22 protein-coding genes are annotated in these 22,787 nt (G+C 67.7%); 13 read left to right on the plus strand and 9 right to left on the minus strand.

What is annotated here, in order from left to right; all coding sequences use genetic code 11:
- Positions 1–137 precede the first annotated feature (137 nt).
- Positions 138–680: a CHAP domain-containing protein gene (locus SPDO_RS01125; RefSeq protein ID WP_211279968.1), complete on the plus strand. Its 543-nt coding sequence runs from the start codon at positions 138–140 to the stop codon at positions 678–680.
- A 24-nt stretch (positions 681–704) separates the two neighbouring features.
- Here the strand turns inward: SPDO_RS01125 and msrB are convergent, their stop codons facing one another.
- The gene (gene msrB, locus SPDO_RS01130; RefSeq protein WP_088365624.1) at positions 705–1,196 is read right to left on the minus strand and encodes a peptide-methionine (R)-S-oxide reductase MsrB; all 492 of its coding nucleotides are present in this window, start codon (positions 1,194–1,196) and stop codon (positions 705–707) included.
- 84 nt (positions 1,197–1,280) lie between these two features.
- On the opposite strand from msrB, the gene SPDO_RS01135 reads away from it, so the two are divergent.
- A complete protein-coding gene (locus SPDO_RS01135) occupies positions 1,281–2,585 on the plus strand; it encodes a glutamate-5-semialdehyde dehydrogenase (RefSeq protein ID WP_211279995.1) in 1,305 nt (434 codons plus the stop codon).
- Between the two features lies 1 nt (position 2,586).
- Here the strand turns inward: SPDO_RS01135 and SPDO_RS01140 are convergent, their stop codons facing one another.
- Positions 2,587–3,864 (minus strand): methyltransferase family protein, encoded by a 1,278-nt coding sequence (locus tag SPDO_RS01140; RefSeq protein WP_088365625.1) that lies wholly within the window; start codon positions 3,862–3,864, stop codon positions 2,587–2,589.
- 84 nt (positions 3,865–3,948) lie between these two features.
- Between SPDO_RS01140 and SPDO_RS01145 the strand changes: the two genes are divergently transcribed.
- Both SPDO_RS01145 and SPDO_RS17230 read left to right on the plus strand, forming a co-directional pair.
- Complete coding sequence (locus SPDO_RS01145; protein ID WP_088365626.1) at positions 3,949–4,431, plus strand: GAF domain-containing protein; 483 nt, start codon at positions 3,949–3,951, stop codon at positions 4,429–4,431.
- A 150-nt stretch (positions 4,432–4,581) separates the two neighbouring features.
- Positions 4,582–5,760 carry an RcnB family protein gene (locus tag SPDO_RS17230; RefSeq protein ID WP_143559556.1) on the plus strand — a complete coding sequence of 393 codons (1,179 nt, stop codon included), beginning with the start codon at positions 4,582–4,584 and terminating at the stop codon, positions 5,758–5,760.
- A gap of 36 nt (positions 5,761–5,796) precedes the next feature.
- Here SPDO_RS17230 and SPDO_RS01155 read toward each other — a convergent pair whose 3' ends face one another.
- A complete protein-coding gene (locus SPDO_RS01155) occupies positions 5,797–6,249 on the minus strand; it encodes a universal stress protein (protein ID WP_088365628.1) in 453 nt (150 codons plus the stop codon).
- A gap of 111 nt (positions 6,250–6,360) precedes the next feature.
- Here SPDO_RS01155 and SPDO_RS01160 point away from each other — a divergent pair, with 111 nt between their 5' ends.
- The 5 genes from SPDO_RS01160 (at position 6,361) to SPDO_RS01180 (ending at position 11,049) form a co-directional block, all read left to right on the plus strand.
- Positions 6,361–7,704, plus strand: coding sequence for a pyruvate dehydrogenase complex dihydrolipoamide acetyltransferase (locus SPDO_RS01160; RefSeq protein ID WP_088365629.1), 1,344 nt, complete (start codon positions 6,361–6,363; stop codon positions 7,702–7,704).
- A gap of 1 nt (position 7,705) precedes the next feature.
- Positions 7,706–7,903 (plus strand): hypothetical protein, encoded by a 198-nt coding sequence (locus SPDO_RS01165; protein ID WP_088365630.1) that lies wholly within the window; start codon positions 7,706–7,708, stop codon positions 7,901–7,903.
- Positions 7,904–7,906: 3 nt separating this feature from the next.
- Entirely contained in the window at positions 7,907–9,307 is a 1,401-nt protein-coding gene (gene lpdA / locus SPDO_RS01170; protein WP_088365631.1) for a dihydrolipoyl dehydrogenase, read from the plus strand.
- Between the two features lie 66 nt (positions 9,308–9,373).
- Positions 9,374–10,294, plus strand: a complete 921-nt coding sequence (locus SPDO_RS01175; protein WP_088365632.1) for an aminotransferase class IV — start codon at positions 9,374–9,376, stop codon at positions 10,292–10,294.
- Complete coding sequence (locus tag SPDO_RS01180; protein WP_088365633.1) at positions 10,291–11,049, plus strand: sulfotransferase-like domain-containing protein; 759 nt, start codon at positions 10,291–10,293, stop codon at positions 11,047–11,049. Before SPDO_RS01175 ends, SPDO_RS01180 begins: the two co-directional genes overlap by 4 nt.
- 60 nt (positions 11,050–11,109) lie before the next feature.
- On the opposite strand, the gene SPDO_RS01185 is transcribed toward SPDO_RS01180, so the two are convergent.
- Entirely contained in the window at positions 11,110–11,934 is an 825-nt protein-coding gene (locus SPDO_RS01185) for an alpha/beta fold hydrolase (protein WP_088366292.1), read from the minus strand.
- A 70-nt stretch (positions 11,935–12,004) separates the two neighbouring features.
- Complete coding sequence (locus SPDO_RS01190; protein WP_088365634.1) at positions 12,005–13,399, minus strand: MFS transporter; 1,395 nt, start codon at positions 13,397–13,399, stop codon at positions 12,005–12,007.
- 122 nt (positions 13,400–13,521) lie between these two features.
- Between SPDO_RS01190 and SPDO_RS01195 the strand changes: the two genes are divergently transcribed.
- Together SPDO_RS01195 and SPDO_RS01200 are read left to right on the plus strand one after the other, a co-directional pair.
- Complete coding sequence (locus tag SPDO_RS01195) at positions 13,522–15,633, plus strand: prolyl oligopeptidase family serine peptidase (RefSeq protein WP_088365635.1); 2,112 nt, start codon at positions 13,522–13,524, stop codon at positions 15,631–15,633.
- A gap of 108 nt (positions 15,634–15,741) precedes the next feature.
- On the plus strand, positions 15,742–16,092 hold the full coding sequence (locus SPDO_RS01200) for a hypothetical protein (RefSeq protein ID WP_088366293.1): 351 nt from the start codon (positions 15,742–15,744) through the stop codon (positions 16,090–16,092).
- Here the strand turns inward: SPDO_RS01200 and SPDO_RS01205 are convergent.
- From SPDO_RS01205 to SPDO_RS01220, 4 genes are all read right to left on the minus strand, one after another.
- The gene (locus SPDO_RS01205) at positions 16,075–16,491 is read right to left on the minus strand and encodes a cupin domain-containing protein (protein WP_088365636.1); all 417 of its coding nucleotides are present in this window, start codon (positions 16,489–16,491) and stop codon (positions 16,075–16,077) included. The two genes, SPDO_RS01200 and SPDO_RS01205, sit on opposite strands and share 18 nt — an antisense overlap.
- On the minus strand, positions 16,488–17,060 hold the full coding sequence (locus SPDO_RS01210; RefSeq protein ID WP_088365637.1) for a glycine zipper 2TM domain-containing protein: 573 nt from the start codon (positions 17,058–17,060) through the stop codon (positions 16,488–16,490). The genes SPDO_RS01205 and SPDO_RS01210 overlap by 4 nt, the downstream gene beginning before the upstream one ends.
- A gap of 96 nt (positions 17,061–17,156) precedes the next feature.
- Positions 17,157–18,308, minus strand: coding sequence for an aspartyl/asparaginyl beta-hydroxylase domain-containing protein (locus SPDO_RS01215; RefSeq protein WP_245828967.1), 1,152 nt, complete (start codon positions 18,306–18,308; stop codon positions 17,157–17,159).
- Positions 18,309–18,351: 43 nt separating this feature from the next.
- On the minus strand, positions 18,352–20,655 hold the full coding sequence (locus SPDO_RS01220) for an ATP-dependent helicase (protein ID WP_088365638.1): 2,304 nt from the start codon (positions 20,653–20,655) through the stop codon (positions 18,352–18,354).
- A gap of 191 nt (positions 20,656–20,846) precedes the next feature.
- Between SPDO_RS01220 and SPDO_RS01225 the strand changes: the two genes are divergently transcribed.
- Together SPDO_RS01225 and SPDO_RS01230 are read left to right on the plus strand one after the other, a co-directional pair.
- Entirely contained in the window at positions 20,847–21,248 is a 402-nt protein-coding gene (locus tag SPDO_RS01225; protein ID WP_088365639.1) for a GFA family protein, read from the plus strand.
- 232 nt (positions 21,249–21,480) lie between these two features.
- A complete protein-coding gene (locus SPDO_RS01230) occupies positions 21,481–22,779 on the plus strand; it encodes an MFS transporter (RefSeq protein ID WP_088365640.1) in 1,299 nt (432 codons plus the stop codon).
- The last annotated feature ends 8 nt before the right edge of the window (positions 22,780–22,787 follow it).

A 22,787-nucleotide genomic window follows, 5' to 3' on the forward strand; every position in this document is an offset into this window, starting at 1 on the left:
GAATTGGTTCCCGGCGCTATTGGTTTCTTCGCGCGCCCTTCGTAGCAGAGCTGCGACGAACATCCGATGACCGGGGGGTCGCAGTGAATTTGAAGAATCTAGGTGCGCGTTTCGCGCTTGTTGTGTCGTGCGGCCTGATGACGGCGACCGCAGCAAATGCCCAGTTCTGGCAGTGCGCGCCTTATGCTCGCGAAATCTCTGGCATTCAGATCCACGGCAACGCCAATACTTGGTGGGGCAAGGCAGCCGGCCGGTATGAGCGTGGCAATACGCCAAAGGTCGGCGCTGTTCTTTCGTTCCGCTCCACCAATCGCATGCGCGTTGGCCACGTCGCCATGGTCAGCCAGATCGTCAGCGATCGCGAAGTGCTGCTGACCCACGCCAATTGGTCGCGCCGCGGCGGTGTCGAGCGCAACGTGCGCGCCATCGACGTGTCGGATGCCGGCGATTGGAGCCTGGTAAAGGTCTGGTACGCGCCGCAGGGCGGGCTGGGCACCTCCAACTATCCCACCAACGGCTTCATCTACGGCGATCGTCTCGATGGCGGCGAGCCGATGATGGTCGACAATGCCGATGACGAAGCGGACGAGACGCGGCTCGCGAACCTCGCCATCGCCTCGGCCGCCGCCGTGCCGGTGCGCGGTGCCGTCACCGTCGGCGAATCGACGGTCGGCAACTAAGTCGCCGATCGCCGCAACATCGGCTCAGCTCGGGCGGAAGTTCATCGCCGCCCCGTTCATGCAATAACGCTTGCCGGTCGGCGGCGGCCCGTCATCGAAGACATGGCCCTGATGCCCGCCGCACCGCGCACAATGCACCTCGGTGCGCGGGATGCCGAGGCTCACGTCGCGCCGCGTGCCCACGCTGCCCTTCAGCGGCGCCCAGAAGCTGGGCCAGCCGGTCCCACTCTCGAACTTGGTCTTTGACGAGAACAAGGGGTTGGCACAGCCGGCGCAGGTAAAGGTGCCAGCGCGCTTTTCGTTGTTCAGCGGGCTGGAGTAGGGCCGCTCGGTTGCTTCCTTGCGCAACACGTTGAACGCCTGCGGCGACAGCTTCTTGCGCCACGCCGCCTCGCTCAGCTGCACGGGAAAGGTTTCCGCAACCGCCGGAGAGGCGCGGCAGGCGCCGACCAGGGCAGCGACGGCGGTACCGCCAAGACCCAGCATCAGCGCGCGACGATCAAGGGACTGGTTCATTCGCCCGATATAGGGTGCCGCCGCGCCGCTTTCAGTCCCTCCAGCGCGGCTTTAGCGCAGCGGAGAATGGCTGATTCGGTGATGATGGCCCTGCATGCTAGCGAGCGGCTTATGCTCGACCCGCAAGACCGCACCGCGCCCGAGGATTGCACCGCCATGATCGCCGGCATGGCCGCTGACGCGCGCGCCGCCGCGCTCCAGCTGGCGCGGCTTTCCACCGAACAGCGCCGCGCCGGCCTTTGCCACGCCGCGCAGGCGCTGCGCACCGCCGGGCCCGCCATCCTCGCCGCCAATGCCGAGGATATGGCGCGGGCCGAGGCGGCGGGGCTGTCCGGGGCGCTGCTCGATCGCCTGCGGCTGGACGAGGCGCGCATCGCCGTGATGGCGGCGGGCGTCGCGATGGTGGCGACGCTGCCCGATCCGGTGGGGCAGGTGATCGACACCGCCGAGCGCCCCAACGGCCTCCAGCTGTCGCGCGTCCGCGTGCCGATCGGCGTCATCGGCATCATCTACGAAAGCCGCCCGAACGTCACCGCCGACGCCGCCGCGCTGTGCGTGATGGCGGGCAATGCCGCGATACTGCGCGGCGGATCGGAGGCGCGCGCCAGCAACGCCGCCATCCACCAGGCGTTCCGCGCCGGGCTAGCCGCCGCGGGCCTCCCCGAAGCGGCGGTGCAGCAGGTCGCCACCACCGATCGCGCGGCGGTCGGCGCGATGCTGGCGGCGCAGGGCGCGATCGACCTCGTCGTCCCGCGCGGCGGCAAGGGGCTGGTCGCGCGCGTGCAGGCGGAGGCGCGTGTGCCGGTGCTCGCGCATCTCGACGGCATCAATCACGTCTTCGTCCACGCCTCCGCCGATCGCGACATGGCGCGGGCGATCGTGGTCAACGCCAAGATGCGGCGGACCGGCGTGTGCGGCGCGATGGAAACGCTGCTGATCGACGCCGCCTTTCCGCATCCCGCGCAGCTGGTGCAGGCGCTCACCAATGCCGGTTGCACGGTGCGCGGCGATGCCCGCGTGGGCGCGATCAGCGCCGTCGCTTCGGCTAAGCCGGACGATTGGGACACCGAATATCTCGACGCCATCTGCTCGGTGGCGATCGTCGACGGGCTGGACGGCGCGCTTGCGCATATCGCGCGGCACAGCTCGGGCCATACCGACGCGATCGTCGCCGAGGACAATGGCGCGGCAGACCGCTTCCTGGCCGAAGTCGATTCGGCGATCGTGCTGTGGAACGCCTCCACGCAATTCGCCGACGGCGGCGAGTTCGGGCTCGGCGCCGAGATCGGCATCGCCACCGGCCGGCTCCACGCGCGCGGTCCGGTCGCGCTGGAGGCGCTGACGACCTACAAATGGATCGGCCGCGGCACCGGGCAGGTACGCGGCTAGATCAGCGCCCGCCCACCCAGCGGAAGAAGCGCGGCACGGGCGCGTGGCGGCTCATCCACGCGCTATACTCGCGATACACCGGATCGGCGCACAGGTGCCGCTCCTCCGTCCGCGCGCGCCAGTAATAGACGCCACTGACCGCCGCGAGGATCAGCGTCGCGCGCGCCGCATCCACCAGCGATCCGGTGGAAAGGATCGGCACGGTGGAAAGCCACCAGAACAAATTCTTGGTCAGATATGCCGGGTGGCGCGACCAGGCATAGGGGCCATGGGTCAGGATGCCGCGATGCGTCAGGTTGGAAAAGCGCAAGCCGAACGCGACCGTCGCCCAGGCGTAGATGCCGGTCAGCAGCACCAGTAGCGCGCCCACCATGCTCAGGAGCACCGGATGACCCCACAGCCACTGGCTCCATTCGGCGGTGCCGGGATGGTAATCGAGCGGCCCGCCCGCATCCATCAGGATGAACGGCGGGTAGCAGATCAGCGCCGCGGCCCAGCCGGCGGCATAAGGGTTCGCGCTGCGGATATGCGCGTCGAGCGGGCGCATGGTGAGGATGTAGCCGACCGTCGCGAATGCCACGTCGATCACGAACATGAAGGTGATCAGCCAATTGGCCAGCGCCACCGGATCGCGCAGGATGCCGAACGTCGGCGTGCGGATGAAGTCGCCAAAGCCCGGCGGCACGATCGCCAGCATGAAGGCGAGGAAGAACGCCTTCACCCCCCAGGCGCGCAGATGCGCATAGATCGCCTCCGGCTCGGCGCGGCTGGTGTTGGTAATCCACGCGCCAAGCGCCCAGGCCCCGTCGCGCGGCTCCACCAGGCGACGGTCGATCCACAGGACATAAGGGATCGACAGGACGAACAGCACCGGCGCCGCGGTAATGAAGCACCACATGGCGAAGCTGAAATTGCCCACCCAGTAGAACCGCCCGGTGGCGTAGATCAGCGCAATGCCGGCCCAGGTCGCCCATATCCCGACCAGCTTGATCAGGCTGATGTCGATCGTTTCACGCCACGGCCGCCGCAGCGACCAGTCGATGCCGGTCGAGGCGCGGCGATGCACCTTGTCGACCAGCAGCGACCAGAGCACCATCGGCAGCCCGCAGGCGAGCAGATTGACCAGCGCCGCGTAGGGCCCGTCCATGCCATAGGTGCGCGCCACCACGATCCACGCGATCACCCCCGCCAGACCTGCGATCCCCACGCCATGCGACACGGCAGAGGCGGGGCGCGGATCGGCAGGCTGGCGTGGCGCGGGAACGGCTTCTTGCGACATAGCCGCGCCCTAGCATGGCAAAGGTAATCGCCGCATGAAGGATGACGCTCGCTTCGCCGGCGCCGCGCGCCTACATCGCCGCGCATGTTCCAGTTCGACATTCAGGCCGGCGAAAAGGCCGAGCTTTACCGCGACATTCTTTCCGCCCTCGACGCGCTGACCGGTGACGAGCCCGATGCGATCGCCAACATGGCCAATGCCGCCGCGCTGCTCTGGCAATATATGCCCGATCTCAACTGGGCCGGCTTTTACCGCATGGTCGATGGCGAGCTCGTGCTCGGGCCGTTCCAGGGCAAGCCCGCCTGCATCCGCATCGCGCTGGGCGCCGGCGTGTGCGGCGCGGCGGCGGCGACTCGCGAGACGCAACTGGTCGCCGACGTTCATGCATTCCCCGGCCACATCGCGTGCGACGCGGCGAGCGCATCGGAACTGGTGGTGCCGATCGTGCACGATGGCCGGCTGATCGGCGTGCTCGATCTCGACAGCCCCACGCCCGCGCGCTTCGATGCGGAGGATGCGCGGGGCGGGGAGGCGATCGCGGCCCTTCTGGCCGCGCGCATCGCCTAGCGAGGCGCCGCTCCCTGCGTCATTCCGGGACATGCCGGCGCTCGGGGGCAACCCGAACGGCTGGTCATGCGATAGGCAGACACGGCAAAGCCGGATGACGAGTTTCGACAGCAGGGAGAATGGTCGATGCGAGCGCGATCGACAGCGGCAATGCTGGTGCTTGGCCTTACCGGGGCGACGGTGAGCGCCGCCGAGCGGCCGATGGGTCCGGCTGGCGGCAGCCCGGGCCTCGCCGCCGGCCGGGGTGCTGCGACGCGGGCGCCGCAATGGGGCGGCCGCATCGATGGGCGGTGGTGGGCCGGTGCCCGCGCCCCGGGCGGCTGGCGCGCGTACCAGCGGCCGCTGCGCGGCTGGACGCTCCCCGCCTTCTGGGCCGCGCCGCAGTTTCGCGTCGCCAACTGGTCGGGCTTCGATCTGCCGCCGCCGATCAACAACTATGTCTGGTCGCGCTATTATGACGATGCGGTGCTGATCGACGATCGCGGCGTCGTGCACGACACGATCGGCGGCGTCGATTGGAACAAGTTCGACGCGCCCGGCACCGATTACGCCTATCGCGAGGATTGGGGCGGCGCTGCAGGATCCGCGAGTGCGACCCGCGTGGCTGCTGCACCAAGCGTTCCGGGTGGGCCGGGCGCGCCCTATGCGCCGCCGCCGCGCCGCGAGCGTGACGTGATTCGCGCGGCGAGTGCCACTGATGCGCGCCCGCCCGAGGTGCCGGCGGCGCGCGTGTCGCCGCCGGTGCTGGCGGTCGACGATCGCGTGGCGGTGGCAAGCGCGCTCGTCCCATCGCGCCCGCCGCTGCCGGCAGCCGCACGTCCCGGCGCTGCCTATCCGCCACCGCCGCATGCGGGAGCGATGCCACCCCCGCCGCCTTCGGGCGCCGCGGTGCCGCCACCTCCGCCCCGCCTCGCCGCAGCGCCATCCAGGCCCGGCGCCGGCTACCCGCCGCCGCCGCCTCCCGGTGCCGGCTATCCGCCGCCTGGCGCTGCCGTGCCGCCACCACCCCCGCATCTCGCCGGCTACCCGCCCGCCGTGGCGGTACGCGCCCTGCCGCCGGTTCCCGAGCCGCTGCCGGGCGAGGATATGCCGCCGCCGCCGGGCTATTGGCAGGCGCCGCCGCCAGTCGTCACGGTCAACAACGGCGCCCGGGTCGTCACCACCACCACGCCGGCGACGTCGCAGGGCTATTACGCCAACGGCTATTATTATCCGCCGCCCAGCGTCGTTACCGTCACGGTGACCAGCCAGCCGATGCCGGCCGCCCAGCCGACCGAAAGCTGGGAAGAAGAGGTGAGCTATTCGTCGGGACGTCGCCGGCGGCGCTGACCAGTCGGCGCCGCGCTCGGGTGCGAGGGCGGCGCCTCAGCTCAGCCGGTCGATCGCGTCGCGATCGAGGTTGCCGGGAATGATCATCAGCGGCACCGGCAGCGCGCCGGCCTGACCGGCGAAATGGGTGACGAGCGGGCCCGGCGCGCCCTCCGGCGCGGCGCCGAGCACCAGCGCCGCCACCTGCGGATTGCCGGCGATGATCTCGCGGATGATCTTGGGGCCGTCGCCCTGGCGCACGGTGATCGATGGGCGCAGCCCCGCTTCTTGCATCAGCGTGCCGGCGGCCTTCGCAACCAGGCTCTCCGCCCGGCGCAGCGCCTCGTCCTCGATCGTCGCCTGCACGCCGCCGAATGCGATGAACTCGCCCTGCTCGACCAGTGCCAGGATCTCGACGCCGCCCCCCGTCTTCACGGCGCGCCGCGCGGCGAAGCGCAGCGCGATCTCCGCTTCGGGTGCGTCGTCGATAACCGTCAGATAGATGCGCATTGTGTGATTAACCGCCCCCGGTTCAATTCGCCCTTATCCGCCTGCGGGGTTGACCGCGCAAGGCCTCGGCGCAAGAGACGGGCGCTCCCCCAGGAACCGCTGAGGACCCTCATGTCGATCGAAATCAAGATGCCCGCGCTTTCTCCCACGATGGAGGAGGGAACGCTGGCGAAATGGCTGGTCAAGGAGGGCGACACCGTCAAGGCCGGCGACCTGATGGCCGAGATCGAAACGGACAAGGCCACCATGGAGTTCGAGGCGGTGGACGAGGGCGTCGTGGCCAAGATCGTCGTTGCCGAGGGCACCGACGGCGTAAAGGTCGGCGACGTTATCATGCTGCTCGACGGGGAAGACGAGGGCAGCGCGCCGAAGCGCGAAGCGCCCGCCAAGGAAGCGCCGAAGGCCGAAGCCAAGCCTGAGCCCAAGAAGGAGCAGGTCGACGCACCGGTCGATCGCGAAACCGGCGAACCCGTCGCCCCTGACAATCCCGAGACCAGGCCTGCGGCAAAGTCGCAGCAGGCACCGCGCGCTGAAGGCGATCGCGTAAAGGCCAGCCCGCTCGCCCGCCGCATCGCCGCGGAGCAGGGCGTCGATCTTTCGGCGCTCACCGGCTCCGGCCCGAACGGTCGGATCGTCAAGGCGGACGTCGAGGCCGCGCCTGCCGACCAGGCGGCCGCCGCTCCGCGCGGCGAGGCCGAAACGAGCCAGCGGGCGGCCGCCGCCCCCGCGCCCGCGGCCACTTCCGCCCCCGCTGCCGTGCCCGACATCCCGCACGAGACGACCAAGCTCAGCAACATGCGCAAGACGATCGCGCGCCGCCTGACCGAGTCGAAGCAGCAGGTGCCGCACATCTACCTCACCGTCGACGTCCGCCTCGACAAGTTGTTGAAGCTGCGCACCGAGCTGAACGAAAGTCTCGCCGCACGCGACGTCAAGTTGTCGGTCAACGATCTGATGATCAAGGCGCTGGCGGTTGCGCTGGTGCAGGTGCCCAAGTGCAATGTGATGTACACGCCCAACGAGCTCATCACCTTCAAGCGTGCCGACATCTCGGTCGCGGTGTCGACGCCGGAGGGCCTGATCACGCCCGTGATCACCGAAGCCGACACCGCCTCGCTGTCATCTATCTCCACGCGCATGAAAGACCTGGCGGCCCGCGCCCGCGACAAGAAGCTGAAGCCCGAAGAATTCACCGGCGGCACCGCCTCGATCAGCAACATGGGCATGTTCGGGATCAAGCAATTCGACGCGGTAATTAATCCGCCGCAGGGCATGATCCTGGCGGTCGGTGCGGGCGAGAAGCGCCCCTATGTCATTGATGACGCACTGGGAATCGCGACCGTCATGAGCGCGACGGGCAGCTTCGACCATCGCGCGATCGACGGCTCTGACGGTGCGGAACTGATGCAGGCGTTCAAGGCGCTGTGCGAAAACCCGCTGGGCATGCTGGCCTGAGATGAACCGCGCGGTTGCTGCCGAGCTGCTGCATCTGGCCCTCGGGCTGGTGCTGACGCTTGTACTCTTCCGCGCGGCGATCTGGTCCTACCCACAGGGCGCCGGCTCGCTGGAGCCGGTCTGCCTGCTGACGATGCTGGCGTTGCTGGCGATGAGCGTGCCCGCGCTGGTGCGAGCGGCGCGCCAACCAAGGAACTGATACGTGGCAGATACTTACGATCTCGTCGTCCTGGGCTCCGGACCGGGCGGCTATGTCGCGGCGATCCGCGCCTCGCAGCTCGGGCTGAAGGTCGCGATCGTCGAGCGCGAGCTGCTGGGCGGCATCTGTCTCAATTGGGGCTGCATCCCGACCAAGGCGCTGCTGCGCTCGGCCGAGGTGTTTCACCTGATGAGTCATGCCAAGGATTACGGCCTCGCCGCGCAGGGCATCACGGCTGATCTGGAAGCGGTGGTCAAGCGTTCGCGCGGAGTGGCCAAGCAGCTCAATCAGGGCGTCACGCACCTGATGAAGAAGAACAAGATCGCCGTGCACATGGGCGAGGGCAAGCTGAACGGTAAGGGCAAGCTGACCGTCACCGATAAGGACGGCAAGGCGACCGAGATCGGCTATAAGAACGTCATCGTCGCCACCGGCGCGCGCGCCCGTGAGCTGCCGTTCGCCAAGTCCGACGGCAAGCGCGTGTGGACCTATCGCCACGCAATGACCCCGCCCGAGATGCCGAAAAAGCTGCTGGTGATCGGCTCGGGTGCGATCGGGATCGAATTCGCCAGCTTCTACAACGACATGGGCGCCGACGTGACGGTGGTCGAAATGCTCGACCGGCTGGTCCCGGTGGAGGACGCCGACGTCTCGGCGCACCTTGAAAAGGCGCTGAAGAAGCAGGGCATGACGATCATGACCTCCGCCAGCATCGGCGGGCTCGACGTGAAAGCGAACGGCGTGACGGCCAAGCTGAAGGACAAGGCGGGCAAGGAAACCACTGCTGAGTTCAGCCATGTGATCGTTGCGGTCGGAATCGTGCCGAACACGGAAGGTATCGGCCTCAAGGAGTTGGGCGTCGACATGGACGAGCGCGGCTTCCTGAAAACCGACGCCATGTGCCGCACCAACGTGGAGGGCGTCTGGGCGATCGGCGACATCACCGCGCCGCCGTGGCTCGCGCACAAGGCGAGCCATGAAGGTGTCATCGCGGTCGAGGCAATCGCCGGCGGTCACCCGCATGCGATGGACCCGCGCAACATCCCGGGCTGCACCTATTGTCGCCCGCAGATCGCCAGCGTCGGGCTGACCGAGGCGAAGGCCAAGGAAGCCGGCTATGAGGTGAAGGTCGGCAACTTCCCCTTCATCGGCAACGGCAAGGCGATCGCGTTGGGCGAGGCGGAAGGCTTCGTGAAGACGGTGTTCGACGCGAAGACGGGCGAGCTGCTCGGCGCGCACATGATCGGCGCCGAGGTGACCGAGATGATCCAAGGCTACACCATCGGCAAGACGCTGGAGACGACCGAGGCGGAGCTGATGGAAACGGTGTTCCCGCACCCGACGATCAGCGAAACCATGCACGAGGCCGTTCTGGGTGCCTACGGCAAGGCGCTGCATATCTGAGCTGCAGCAAAGCAGCCGCCGTCCTCAGCACGATTGTGGCGGCAATCGACCGACAAGGGAGCGACCATGACCGATCACGCCACCGGCACGCACGTCTTCACGCCCGATCCGCGCAACGACGAGGTGCTGATCGACGTCAATGGCGAGCTGTTCCGCCGCCCGGAGGCGAAGGTCTCGGTGTTCGACTCTGGCTTCATGCTGGGCGATGGCGTGTGGGAGGGCCTTCGCGTCTACGACGGCAAGATCGCCTTTCTCGATCGCCACCTCGATCGGCTGTGGTCGGGCGCGAAGGCGATCATGCTCGATATCGGCATCACGCGCGATGAGATGGTCAGTCGCTTGCGCCGCGTGCTCGACGCCAATCAGATGACGGGCGACGGCGTTCACATCCGGCTGATGGTGACGCGCGGCATTCGGTCGACGCCATATCAGGATCCCCGCGTCGTGATCTCGCCCGCCACAATCGTGCTGATCCCCGAATGGAAGGCGCCGGCGCAAGGCACCGCCACGCGGATGCTGAACCTGTTCACCGTCCACGTCCGTCGCGGCTATCCCGACGTGCAGGATCCGAAGCTCAACTCGCATTCGAAGCTCAACTGCATCACCGCCTGCATCCAGGCCGCACAGGCCGGGGCGGACGAGGCGCTGATGCTCGATCCCCACGGCTTTGTCGCAACCTGCAACTCGACGCACTTCTTCATCGTGCGCAATGGCGAGGTGTGGACCTCGACCGGCGATTACTGCCTCGACGGGATCACTCGGCGCATCGTGGTCGAGACGGCGCGTGCGGCCGGCATCCCGACCTATGAGCGCAATTTCTCGCTGACCGACGTGTACGGCGCCGACGAGGCGTTCACCACTGGCACCTTCGCCGGGCTGGCACCGATTGGCACGATAGACGGGCGGGTGATCGGGACGGAGCGTGGCCCGATGGTGGCGCGCCTCCAGCAGCTGTACCGCGAGGCGGTAACGCGGGAACTCGCATGAACGCCGCGTCTCCTCGCGCCGGCGAGCCGCTGCGCATCGCCATGTGGTCCGGCCCGCGCAACATCTCGACGGCGATGATGCGCAGCTTCTCTGCGCGCGCCGATTGCGCGGTCAGCGACGAGCCGTTCTACGGCTGTTTCCTGAAGCATAGCGGCGCCGATCACCCGATGCGCGAGGCGGTGGTCGCCAGCATGGATTGCAACTGGCAGTCGGTGGCAGCGACGCTGGCGGGGCTGGCGCCGGGTGGCAAGCCAGTGTGGTATCAGAAGCATATGCCGCACCACATGGTCGGTTCGATCGCGCCCGACGATTTGCGCGGCGTGGTGCACGCCTTTCTGATCCGCGATCCTGCGCGGATGGCGGCCTCCTATGCGGCCAAGCGGGAGACGGTGACGCCCGAGGATCTGGGTGTCGCGGCACAGCGCGCCTTCTTCGATCGGGTGGCCGACCGGATCGGCCAAGCCCCGCCGGTCATCGACTCGGCGGACGTGCTGCGCGATCCGGCGGGTACGCTGTCTGCGCTTTGCGCGGCGCTTGGGATCACGTGGGATCCGGCGATGCTGTCCTGGGCGCCGGGCCGCCACGCCGACGACGGCGTGTGGGCGGCGCACTGGTATGGTCGGGTGGAAACGTCGACTGGCTTCGGCGCACCCGAAGGCGAGCCGCAACCGCTCACACCGGCGCTTGCCGCCGTGGCCGACGCCTGCCGGGCGGATTACCTTGCCATGGCAACGCACCGCCTCAACGCCGCCTAATCGTGAGGTCGTTATCCGGGGCGCCAGCGACATCGCGACGCCCCGGATCGTAGGCATGTCTTACTGGCTGAGGAACGTCAGCAGATCGTTGGTCAGCCGGTCGCCTTCGGTCGCGAACAGGCCGTGCGGTGCGCCATCATATTCGACCAGCTGGCTCATCCCGATCCCCTCGGCGGCGCGGCGCCCGGTGGCGTCGATCGGCACCGTCTTGTCGCCGGTGCCGTGGATCACCAGCGTCGGCACGCGGAACGCCGGCAGATCGGGGCGGAAGTCGGTGAAGCTGAAGCTTTTCGCGCATTCCAGCGTCGAGCGCAGCGATGCCTGCATCGCTAGGCGCCAGGCCCAGTCGAGCATCGCATCGCTCACCGGGCTGGTGACATAGCCGACGCCGAAGAAATCCTTGAAGAAGGTGCGGAAGAAGGTCGGCCGATCCTCGCGGATGCCATCGGCGATGCCGAGCAGGTCCGCCTCGGGCGCGCCATGCGGATTATCCTCGGTCTTCAGCATATAGGGCACGACCGAGCTGATCAGGACGGCAGCGTTGACGCCGCGTCCGTCGTGCCGGCTCATGTAGCGCGCCACTTCGCCGCCACCCATCGAGAAGCCGACGAGCGTGGCGTCCTGCTCGACGCCCGCCGCCTTCATCACGTCGGCCAGATCGTCCGTGAGCGAGTCGTAGTCATAGCCGCTCCACGGCTGGCTCGATCGCCCGAAACCGCGGCGATCGTAGGCGATCACGCGATAGCCGGCCTCCGCCAGCGCCACGGCCTGCGGATCCCAGCTGTCGGCGGAAAGCGGCCAGCCGTGCACCAGCACGACCGGGCGACCTTCGCCCCAGTCCTTTACAAAGATATCGGCGCCATCGCGCGTCTTGACGTAAGGCATGATCAACTCCGGTCGGTGAGACTGGAAGAACGGCAGCGGCAAGGCCGCGTTCCGTGCGATCGGTGCCGGATCAGCGCGTCTGGCGCATCGTGGGCACCTCGTCGCGCAACTCGGTGAGCGTGGGACGGCGGATCGAAGGGCGCAGCCGGGCGATACTGCACAGTCCGGCGACCAGCGCGAGCCCGGCGGCGACGAGCGGCGGCACCGCACCCGATCCGATGCCGGCGGCGAGCAGCGCGGCGGCAAGCGTCGCGCCGATGGTCTGACCGGTCAGCCGAACGGTGGAGACAAGCCCGCCGGCCGCGGCGGCGCGCTGGCGCGGCGCAGACCCGACGACCAGGCGCGCGTTGGGCGGCAGGTACAGCCCGAAGCCCGATCCGCACAGCGCCATGCGCCACGCGACATCGAAGTAGCTCGGGTCGGTCGGCATGGTGGCGAGCAAGCTGAGCGCCACAAGCGTCACCGCCATGCCGATTCCGCCAAGAATACCGGCCGGCACCCGATCGGACAGGAAGCCCGAGAGCGGCGCGACGATCATGTTGGTAAGCGGCCAGGGCGCGATACACGCCCCGATCTGCGTCGGGGTGAAGCCAAGCGCGGCGAGGCGGAACGGGGTGGAGACCAGCAGCGTCATCGAGGCGGTGAACGCCGTCAGGCTGCCCATCGCGGAAAGCGCGATGATCGGACGGGCGAGCAGATCCACCGGCAGGATCGGAGCCGGCGCGCCAAGCTCGCGCCGCACGAAGAACCAGCCGAGCGTCGCGCCGGTCGCGATGATCGCGCCGCTCACCACCGGGCTGTCGCCATGCACCAGGCTTTCCGCGCCGCCGATGATGAGCCCGAACATGCCCGCGCACATGATCGCGCCGATCAGGTCGAGCTGCGTCAGCCCCGGCTTCGGATCGGGCAGGGCGCGGCCCAGCGCGATACTGATCACCGCAAATGGCAGCGAACTGGCGAATACCCACGGCCACGGGGCCACAGCCAGGACCAGCCCGCCGATCGTCGGCGCGGCGGCGGCCGAGCTGGTGACGATCACCGAATTGATGCCCAGTCCCCGGCCAAGCTGGCTCGCAGGATAGGTCTGACGGATCAGCGCCGATGAAACGCTCAGCACGCCCGCCGCGCCGATCGCCTGCACCGCCCGCACGATCAGCAGAAAGGGTAGGCTCTTGGCGAAAAAGCACAGCAGCGTCGCCGCCGCGAAGATCATCTGCCCCGCCTGATACGTGCGCTTCAATCCGATCCGCTCGCCCAAACCGGCAAACGGGAGCAGCAGCATGACCAGCATCACCTGATAGACGGTGACGATCGACACCACCGAGCTTGGCGCGACATTCAGATCGCGCGCGATGGTAGGCAGCGCGACATTGGCGATGCCGCCATCGATAATGACCAGCGCGGAGCCGCAGCCCAGCGATGCGATCGCCAGAAAGCGACGCGGAAGAGGCAAACCGTCCGACATCCGTTCGTGCCTGAAGGAAGCCGGCGTCCGGGGCAAGCGAGTCGACGCCCCGTTGCTCAGGATCGGTTTGCCTTGCCCTCGCCAACCGGGCATCGATCGCGGCGATCGAACGGGGAAGGCACATGAAGCGGTGGTGGTTTGCGATGGCAGCGGCAGGAGCGCTTGCGGCATCGACGGCGAGCGCCCAAATCGCCGCGGTGACTGACGATCCCTATATCTGGCTCGAAGACCGCGAGGGCGCCAAGCCGCTCGCCTGGGTGGAAACCGAAAACAAGCGCACGCTTTCGCGGCTGGAGGCCGACCCGCGCTACGACACCTTTCATCGGGAGGCGCTGGAGATCGCCTCGGCCGAGGATCGCATTCCGATGCCGCAGATCATCGGCAGCCGCATCTTCAACTTGTGGCGCGACAAGGCGCATCCGCAGGGCATCTGGCGCGTCACCAGCGCGGCCGACTTTGCACATGCGCAACCGAACTGGACGACGCTGATCGATCTCGATGCCCTGTCGAAGGCAGAGGGCAAGAAGTGGGTGTGGAAGGGCGTGGTCTGCCGCGAGCCCGACGAGAAGCGCTGCCTTGTTTCGCTGAGCGAGGGCGGCGAGGACGCGACCACCTTGCGCGAGTTCGATCTGGAAACGGGATCGTTCGTCGACGGCGGCTTCGATCTGCCCGCCTCCAAGCAGAATGCCGACTGGATCGATGCCGACACGCTGATCGTGTCGCGCGACTGGGGCGAGGGGACGCTGACCAAGTCGGGCTATCCCTATGTGGTCAAGATCCTGAAGCGCGGCGAGCCGATCGCGGCGGCGCGCGAGATCTATCGTGGCACCACCGACGACATTGGCGTCTTCCCCTCGGTGGAGATGGACGCGCAGGGCCATCGCGCGGTGGTCATCACGCGCGCGAAAACCTTTTTCACGTCCGACATCCTGCTGTGGGATGGCGCAAAGGCGACCAAGGTGCCGCTGCCCGAGCGGGTGGACGTGAACGGTCTGGTGGACGGCCGGCTGATCGTCAGGACGAGCGAACCGTGGGGCAAGGTGCCCGAAGGCGCGCTTGCCGCCCTGCCGCTATCGGATGCGATGCGCGGCGCGGGCGAGCTGACCACCATCTTCGCCGCCGGGCCGCGCCAGTCGATCGATCGCAGCAACGTGCGGGTAACCGGCAATGCGGTGATCGCCTCAGTGTACGACAATGTGCGTGGCCGTGCGATGGTGTTCACGCCGGAAGGTGCGGGATGGCGTGGCCGGGCGCTCGATCTGCCCGACAATCTCTCCGTCGACCTGGTCACTGCCGAGCATCGGGGTGACCGCGGCTATCTCGCCGTATCGGGCTTTACCACGCCGACCCGGCTGATGGCGTTCGATGCGGCAAGCAGCACGGCGCCGCTAGCAGTCAAATCATTGCCGCCGCGCTTCGATGTCAGCGGCCTGGTCGTGGAGCAGTTCGAGGCGCGCTCCTCGGATGGGACAAAGGTGCCCTATTTCGTCGTGCACCGCGAGGACGCGCCAAAGGACGGCAGCACGCCCACGCTGATGACGGCCTATGGCGGCTTCGAGGTATCGAACACGCCATACTACTCGGGCATCACGGGGAAGCTGTGGCTGGAGCGTGGCGGCGCCTTTGTGCTCGCCAACATTCGCGGCGGCGGGGAGTTCGGCCCGGCGTGGCATGAGGCGGGGCGCAAGACCAAGCGGCAGCTGATCTTTGACGATTTCGCCAGCATCGCGCGCGACCTGTTCGCACGCGGCATCACGAGTGCGTCGAAGCTTGGTATCTACGGCGGCTCGAACGGCGGGCTGTTGATGGGCGTGGAGCTCACCCAGCATCCCGAGCTGTGGGGCGCGGTGACGATCCAGGTGCCGCTGCTCGACATGCTGCGCTACGAAGGGATCGCGGCCGGTGCGTCGTGGGTGGACGAATATGGCTCCGTCTCGGTGCCCGAGGAGCGCGCATTCCTCGCCAAAATGTCGCCCTATCATGCGCTGCGCAAGGATGGTCGCTACCCGGAGCCGTACATCTGGACGACGACCAAGGACGATCGCGTCGGCCCGCAGCACGCCCGCAAATTCGCCGCGCGGATGAAAGAATATGGCCTGCCGTACCTCTTCTACGAGGATACCGCCGGGGGTCATTCGGGCGACGCGGATATTGCACAGGGCGCGCGGCTTCAGGCCTTGCAGATGACCTATTTCGCGCAGAAGCTGATCGGGTCGGCCGGCGCGGCGCGATAGCCGAGCGGCCGCGCCCTTTCCGCGTCTGGCAGCGAATGCATTTCGGGAACGCATCGTTGCGCAAAACAGTTATTGCTGCACTGCAGCAGCATGGATAAGCCGGTGAACATGAAGCTGAACACCGACGAAGATCGGGTCGACGCGCCAGCAACGCCGCCCGTCAGCATGCCGACCGTTTTCGAAGCGATCGTGAAACAGCAGGCGATTGCGGCGACTTACAACCGCGGTTCCGTCACGCTGGCGCCGCACGTCGTGTATACCAAGCATGGCGAGTTCTACGTCGATGCCCTGACGCTGGAGCGGGACGGCAAGCCGCCGCGCGAGCCGAAAATCGGTGCCTTCAAGATCGCCGGGCTCGGCGGCATGCGCGTAACGCCGCGCCGCTTCACCCGCAGCGAGCTCTTCAATCCCAAGGATGAGCGGTACGAGGGCGTGACGCTGCTAGCCATCGAGGGCTGACGGCGACCAGCCGGGCGGCGCCAGCTCGAACCCGGCGAAGTCGAACCCCGGCGTCACCACGCAACTGACCAGTACCCAGCCGGCGGTCGCTTCGGCGGCCTGCCAGCCATGCGCCGGCACCAGCGCCTGGGGCGCGTCCGGGCCGAGGTGATGCGTGGTGATCACGCCATCCTCCTCGATGTGCAGCACCAGCAGACTGCCGGCATGCCACAGCCACAGCTCCGCCGCATCCACCCGGTGCCAGTGCGACCGCTCGCCCACATCGAGCAGGAACAGGATCGCCGTCATCGGTGATCGCTCGCCGGGCGGGGCGGGCAGGCGCAGCGTTTCGCGGTAATGGCCGCCCTCGGGGTGCGGCGCCAGGCGATGACGCGCAATAAGGACGGCCGCATCGCTCACCGGCAGCGGACCTGGCTGTTCTGATCCACCGCACGGCCGGCCAGCGCGCCCGCCGCCCCGCCGAACAGGGTGCCGACCACGCGGCTGCGTCCACCGTCGATGACGTTGCCCAGCACGCCGCCGAGCGCGCCCCCGACAATCAGGCCGGTCGTGCCGTCGGACCGGCGGCAATAATAGCGCCCGTCCGATCCCGAATAGACGCGGTCGGTCGGCGCCAGCACGCGCTCCTGATATTGCCCGCCCGAGCGATAATAACGCGTCGGATCGTAATCGCCTTCGTCGCGCCAGTTCGAATCGTCGTCATAGGCGTCGCGATCGTCATAGCCGCCGCGCGGCAGCGGCGGCGCGGTCCGCCCGTCGTCCCAGCGCGGATCGCGGTAGCCGGCGTTCGGCACCCGGCGCACCGACTGGTACCGATCGAACTCGCTGCGAAATACCTCCAGCTCGCGATCGAACCGCTCCTGCGCCGCGCGGAAGCGCGCGTCATCGGCAGCGGACTGGGCGACGGCCGGCGTGCCGAGGGCGGCTGCCGCCAGGCCAAGGGCGATCGCAATGCGACGGGTAAGCATGGGATGGGTCTCTCCACGCCCGTGAATGGGCCAAGGCGGGATACGGCTGCTCGGCGAAATCGTTCCTGAACAAAGCCGCGCAGTTGACTGCCCGGATCAGCCCTGATCGAGCATCGGCGGGCCGTAGGCATCGATCGCCTCGAACAATTGGGTAAGCGCCGCGCGCTCGTCCGCATCGATCTCCGGCTTCCAGATCTCGAACAGCAGCACGGTGCGCGTTTCGCTGCCGCGGTTCCACGCCTCATGCTCGAATGAATCGTCGAAGATAACCAGCTCGCCCGCGCGCCATTCGTGCACGTCGGCACCGACGCGCAGGCCGCATCCCGACGGGGCGATGATCGGCAGGTGACAGATCAGCCGCGTGTTGAGCAGGCCGTGATGCGGCTGGATGTGCGTGCCGGGCGTCAGGCGCGAGAACAGCGCCATCGGCGAGCGGCCGGCAATCTGCGGGATCGGCACTTTGGCCAGCGCCGCCATCGTTGCCGGAAAGCGCGCGGCATTTGCCGCCACCATCTCGCCGCCGCGCCACAGGTGCAGCGCGCCCCAGGCCGGATCGTTCAGCAGCGGATTGTTGGGCAGCGGCCGATCTGGATTGCCCTCGACATAAGGCGCAAAGCCTTCGGTAATGGCCTCCAGCTCCGCACGGATCGCCGGGGTCGCCGCTTCCAGTTCGGCCACCCAGTCGAAATCGGTGCGATCGTAGAAGGCGCGCTGCGGCAGCCCCTCGAAATAGAACATGCTCGGCTGCTGCTGATACAAGTCGCGCCGGCCGAGCAGCAGATCGAGCGATTGCGCGACGCGCGCGGGCGGCGCGGCGGGGATCGCCGCTTCGAGATGCGCGGTGAACCGCTGATTGGTGTCCTGCTTGAACGCCTCGGCCTGGCGCAGCAGCGGGTGAAGCGATGGCGGCACGTCGCGACTCACCGCCGCCTGGTTCAGCGCCGCGGTGTAGAAATTCGAGGCGGCGCGATCGTCGCCGTCCAGCCGCTTGCGGTCGCCCATCAGCAGCAGCGCCGCGATATGCCGGGGCTGTTCCCTAAGCTGCGCCTGCAGCGCGTCGGTCTCTGCCGCGGTGTCGGCGCTCAATCGACAGGCCTGCGCCAATGCCAGCCACGGCAGCGGAAAATCGGCCGGGCGCGCCGCGACGATTGCCTCGAAACTCGCGCGTGCGCTCGCACCGTCGCCGCGCCGCAGCGCCTCCACACCTTGTCTGGCGAGGTGTTCGGCATCGGCGCGGGTCATGCTCATGCCGCCTGTATTGCGGCTCCGTCCCGACAGGTAAAGCTGGCGGTCAGGGGAGGGTGACGAAACTGTCCATCACGCGCTTGTGCCCGGCCTTCTCGAATTCGATCTCCAGCTTGTTGCCTTCGATGCTCTCGATCGTGCCATAGCCGAACTTCTGGTGGAACACGCGCAGGCCGACCGACAGGTCCGACCGGCCTTTGTTGCCGAGGCTGATCGACGGCGCGCGGCTTTCCACCACGCGGGTCGGCTCGCGATTGAAGGTGCGGCTCTGCCATTCGCCGCCGGGCTTGCCGCCCAACGTACCTGCGGCGCGCTGCCACCCCGGCCCGCGCCCTTTGCCGCGGCCGACATCCGCAAACGGATCGGCGCGCTCGGACCAATTGGCACGCCACAGGCTCTCGCCGCCGCTCATCGTCGTCTCGCTGTCGACGTGATCGGCCGGCAACTCGCCGACGAAGCGCGACGGGATGGAGCTCGTCCACTGGCCGTAGATGCGGCGATTGGCGGCATGCAGGATCACCGCGAGGCGTCGCGCGCGCGTGATCGCGACGTAAGCGAGCCGGCGTTCCTCCTCCAGGCTGCGCGTGCCGCCCTCGTCCAGCGCGCGCTGCGACGGGAACAGTCCTTCCTCCCAGCCGGCGAGAAACACCGTGTCGAATTCCAGCCCCTTGGCGGCATGGATCGTCATGATGGTGACCTTGGGATCCTCGCGCGCGCCTTCGTTGTCCATGACAAGGCTGACATGCTCGAGGAACGCGCCGAGGCTTTCGTATTCTTCCATCGCGCGGACGAGTTCGCTGAGATTCTCCAGCCGCCCGGCCGCCTCGGCGGATTTCTCCGCCTGCCACATCGCGGTGTAGCCCGATTCATCCAGGATCTGGCGCGCCAGCTCGGCATGCGGCAGCTCGCGCGCCATGTCGCGCCAGCGGGCCACGTCGCCGACGAAATTGCCGAGCGCGCGGCGCGCCTGCGGCGTCAGCTCGTCGGTATCGAGGATGCGTGCGGCGGCAAGGCTCAGCGGCAGCCGCTCGGCGCGCGCCAGCATGTGCAGCTTGGCGATCGCCTTGTCGCCCAGGCCACGCTTAGGCGTGTTGACGATCCGCTCGAACGCCAAGTCGTCCGCCGGCTGGTTGACGATGCGCAGATAGGCCAGCGCATCGCGAATTTCCTGCCGCTCGTAGAAGCGGAAGCCGCCGACGATGCGATAGGGCATGCCGATCGCGATGAAGCGATCCTCGAACTCGCGTGTCTGGTGCTGCGCGCGCACCAGGATCGCGCAATCGTCCAGGCTCTTGCCCGCGCGCTGGCAGCTTTCGATCTCGTCGCCGACGCGGCGCGCCTCCTCCGGCCCGTCCCACACGCCGATCACGCGGACCTTCTCGCCCGCGTCCAGCTCGGTCCACAACTGCTTGCCGAGGCGTCCCGAGTTGTTGTTGATCACCCCGCCGGCCGCCCCCAGGATATGCGGCGTCGAGCGATAATTCTGCTCCAACCGGATCACCTTGGCGCCGGGGAAATCCTTTTCGAACTTCAGGATATTCTCGACCTGCGCGCCGCGCCAGGAATAGATCGACTGGTCGTCGTCGCCGACGCAGCAGATGTTGCGCCGCTCCTGCGCCAGCAGCCGCAGCCAGAGGTACTGGACCGAATTGGTGTCCTGATATTCGTCCACCATGATGTAGCGAAAGCGCTGCTGATATTGCGCCAGTACCTCGCGATTGGTCTTCAGAATCGTCAGCACGTGCAGCAGCAGATCGCCGAAGTCGCAGGCGTTCACCGCGCGCAACCGCTCCTGATATTGCTCGTATAGCTCGCCGCCGCGCCCGTTGGCATAGCGTTCGCTCTCGCCCGCATCCACCTCGCGCGGGGTCAGCCCCTTGTTCTTCCACTCGTCGATCAGCCCGGCGAGGCTGCGCGCGGGGAAGCGCTTTTCGTCGATGTCGGCCGCGAGGATCAGTTGCTTGAGCAGGCGCAGCTGATCGTCGGTGTCGAGAATAGTGAAATTGTTCTGCAGCCCGACCAGTTCGGCATGACGGCGCAGCATCTTGGCGCCGATCGCGTGAAAGGTGCCGAGCCACGGCATCCCCTCCACCGCATCGCCCACCAGCCGCCCGACCCGTTCGCGCATCTCACGCGCCGCCTTGTTGGTGAAGGTGACCGACAGGATCTCACTTGGATACGCGCGCCTGGTGTACAGCAGGTGCGCAAGCCGCGCGGTCAGCGCGGCCGTCTTGCCCGTGCCCGCGCCGGCAAGCACCAGCACGGGGCCGTCGATGGTGAGCACCGCCTCGCGCTGCTGCGGATTGAGGCCTCGAAGGTACGGCGGGTCGGCAAGCTGGGTATCGGTCACGTACGAACAGGTAGGGAACGAGCGCGGCGGGGGCAAGCGACGAGGCGACAACCGGCCGCTCCCATTACGACGTCTGGCGCGCCCGCAGTTCACTCACGGACATCGCCCGAAAGGCGCTCGGGTTCGCCAAACTATGTCTTGCTGCCCCGGTTGAACAATGAGAACATTGCAGAAACAAGTGGGAGAGAGTCATGGCAACGACGGGCAAGTGCCATTGCGGTGCAATCAGCTGGTCGGCGGACGGGCCGCCCGAGCATCATGCCGTGTGCCATTGCAGCGACTGCCGGCGGTGGTCAGGGGCGCCGATGGTGGGATGGATCGCGTGGCGAGCGGACCGGGTGACGATCAACGGCGCGACGGCTCGCTACCATTCGTCGCAGCACGGCACGCGCGAGTTCTGCGGCGCGTGCGGCACCGGCTTGTTCTATCGCAATCCCGAGGTGCTGCCGGGAATCATCGACATTCAATCAGGCACGCTCGACGATCCGGAAAGCCAGCCGCCGGGCGCACAGATCATGGTCAAGGAGCGGCTTGGCTGGGCACCGGGCATCGCCGATCTTCCCGCCTTTCAGACCTATCCCGGCGTGGACTGACACGCGGGGCCTGACTGGCGCACAAAAAACGGGGCGGCTCCCGGTCTGGCAGCCGCCCCGCAGTTCAGGGAATACCGGGCGCGTGCGCCCCGGTGATCGGGCCGGATCGGGGGGGATTGGCGCCGATGGCCATCATATACGCCGCCGATATTGCCCTTTTGTGTCCGGGCGCGACCATGTTGTTGCGCGGCGGCCATGTTGACGCGCGCCAATGACGGGGGGAGAGGGAGGCATGACGAGCATCCCGACCAGCGCCAATTCTCCCCGCCGCGTGCTGCTGGCGAGTTTCGTCGGCACCGGTGTCGAATTCTACGATTTCTATATCTACGCCACCGCCGCCAGTCTGGTGTTCGGCCAGATTTTCTTTCCCGTCGCCGCGCCCGGCATGCAGCAGATGGCCAGTTTCGCCACACTTGCCGTGGCCTTCTTCGCGCGGCCGATCGGCGCGGCGTTCTTCGGGCATTTCGGCGATCGCATCGGGCGTAAATCGACGCTGGTCGCCAGCCTGCTGACCATGGGCGTCTCGACCACGCTGATCGCCTTTCTCCCGACCTATGCCGATGCCGGCTGGTGGGCGCCGTTGATCCTGTGCCTGCTGCGCTTCGGTCAGGGATTCGGACTGGGCGGGGAGTGGGGCGGTGCGGCGCTGCTGGCGGTGGAAAACGCGCCGCCGGGCTGGCGCGCGCGGTTCGGCAGCGCGCCGCAGATGGGCGCGCCGGCCGGCTTCATCGCGGCGAACGGCCTGTTCCTGCTGCTCGGCCTGTGGCTGACGCCAGACCAGTTCCGCGACTGGGGCTGGCGCATACCCTTTCTGATCAGCGCCTTGCTGGTCGGGCTTGGCCTGTGGATCCGGCTGAAGCTCACCGAAACACCCGAGTTCGCCGCCGCACTGGAAGAAGCGCCGCCGCCCGCCGTGCCCTTTGCCGAGCTGGTGCGCCATCACGGCTGGGCGACCATCGCGGGCACGATCGGCGCGATCGCCTGCTTCGCGCTTTATTACCTCAGCACCGCCTTCGCGCTCGGCTACGGCACCAAGACGCTGGGCTATTCGATGCAATCGATGCTGCTGGTGCAGCTTGGCGCGATCCTGTTCATGGCTGTCGGCATCTACGGCTCGGCATGGCTGGCCGACAAACGCTTCGACGAACGCCGCGTGCTCGCTGGCGGCTGTGTGTGCGTGGTGCTCGCCGGGCCGCTGCTCGGGCCGATGCTGGGCTCCGGCTCGCTCGGGCTCGTCTTCATCTACCTGTCGCTCGCGCTGCTGCTGATGGGCTTCGTCTATGGCCCGCTGGGCGCGTGGCTGCCCGGCCTGTTCCCGCCGCGGGTGCGCTACACGGGCACGTCGATGGCGTTCAACATCGCCGGCGTGCTCGGTGGTGGCCTGACGCCGCTGTTCGCGCAGGCGCTCGCCGACAATGTCGGGCTGAACGCCGTTGGCTGGTACGCCAGCGTCGCCGCCGGGCTGAGCCTCGTCGCGCTGCTCCTCGCCCGCCCGCGTGCGAACACGCATGCGGTGGTGGTTCAACCCTAATCGTGCTG

Source organism: Sphingomonas dokdonensis, assembly GCF_002197685.1.
Taxonomy (GTDB): Bacteria; Pseudomonadota; Alphaproteobacteria; order Sphingomonadales; family Sphingomonadaceae; genus Sphingomonas; species Sphingomonas dokdonensis.

Excerpts from the sequence above, each read along its gene's own strand:
- SPDO_RS01135 (WP_211279995.1), top strand. The coding sequence starts at position 1,281 with ATGGCCCTGCATGCTAGCGAGCGGCTTATGCTCGACCCGCAAGACCGC.
- msrB (WP_088365624.1), bottom strand. The coding sequence starts at position 1,196 with ATGAACCAGTCCCTTGATCGTCGCGCGCTGATGCTGGGTCTTGGCGGT.
- SPDO_RS01165 (WP_088365630.1), top strand. The coding sequence starts at position 7,706 with ATGAACCGCGCGGTTGCTGCCGAGCTGCTGCATCTGGCCCTCGGGCTG.
- SPDO_RS01155 (WP_088365628.1), bottom strand. The coding sequence starts at position 6,249 with ATGCGCATCTATCTGACGGTTATCGACGACGCACCCGAAGCGGAGATC.
- SPDO_RS01185 (WP_088366292.1), bottom strand. The coding sequence starts at position 11,934 with ATGCCTTACGTCAAGACGCGCGATGGCGCCGATATCTTTGTAAAGGAC.
- SPDO_RS01160 (WP_088365629.1), top strand. The coding sequence starts at position 6,361 with ATGTCGATCGAAATCAAGATGCCCGCGCTTTCTCCCACGATGGAGGAG.
- SPDO_RS01195 (WP_088365635.1), top strand. The coding sequence starts at position 13,522 with ATGAAGCGGTGGTGGTTTGCGATGGCAGCGGCAGGAGCGCTTGCGGCA.
- SPDO_RS01215 (WP_245828967.1), bottom strand. The coding sequence starts at position 18,308 with ATGAGCATGACCCGCGCCGATGCCGAACACCTCGCCAGACAAGGTGTG.
- SPDO_RS01145 (WP_088365626.1), top strand. The coding sequence starts at position 3,949 with ATGTTCCAGTTCGACATTCAGGCCGGCGAAAAGGCCGAGCTTTACCGC.
- SPDO_RS01190 (WP_088365634.1), bottom strand. The coding sequence starts at position 13,399 with ATGTCGGACGGTTTGCCTCTTCCGCGTCGCTTTCTGGCGATCGCATCG.
- SPDO_RS01230 (WP_088365640.1), top strand. The coding sequence starts at position 21,481 with ATGACGAGCATCCCGACCAGCGCCAATTCTCCCCGCCGCGTGCTGCTG.
- SPDO_RS17230 (WP_143559556.1), top strand. The coding sequence starts at position 4,582 with ATGCTGGTGCTTGGCCTTACCGGGGCGACGGTGAGCGCCGCCGAGCGG.
- SPDO_RS01175 (WP_088365632.1), top strand. The coding sequence starts at position 9,374 with ATGACCGATCACGCCACCGGCACGCACGTCTTCACGCCCGATCCGCGC.
- SPDO_RS01210 (WP_088365637.1), bottom strand. The coding sequence starts at position 17,060 with ATGCTTACCCGTCGCATTGCGATCGCCCTTGGCCTGGCGGCAGCCGCC.
- SPDO_RS01140 (WP_088365625.1), bottom strand. The coding sequence starts at position 3,864 with ATGTCGCAAGAAGCCGTTCCCGCGCCACGCCAGCCTGCCGATCCGCGC.
- SPDO_RS01225 (WP_088365639.1), top strand. The coding sequence starts at position 20,847 with ATGGCAACGACGGGCAAGTGCCATTGCGGTGCAATCAGCTGGTCGGCG.
- SPDO_RS01200 (WP_088366293.1), top strand. The coding sequence starts at position 15,742 with ATGAAGCTGAACACCGACGAAGATCGGGTCGACGCGCCAGCAACGCCG.
- SPDO_RS01180 (WP_088365633.1), top strand. The coding sequence starts at position 10,291 with ATGAACGCCGCGTCTCCTCGCGCCGGCGAGCCGCTGCGCATCGCCATG.
- SPDO_RS01125 (WP_211279968.1), top strand. The coding sequence starts at position 138 with ATGACGGCGACCGCAGCAAATGCCCAGTTCTGGCAGTGCGCGCCTTAT.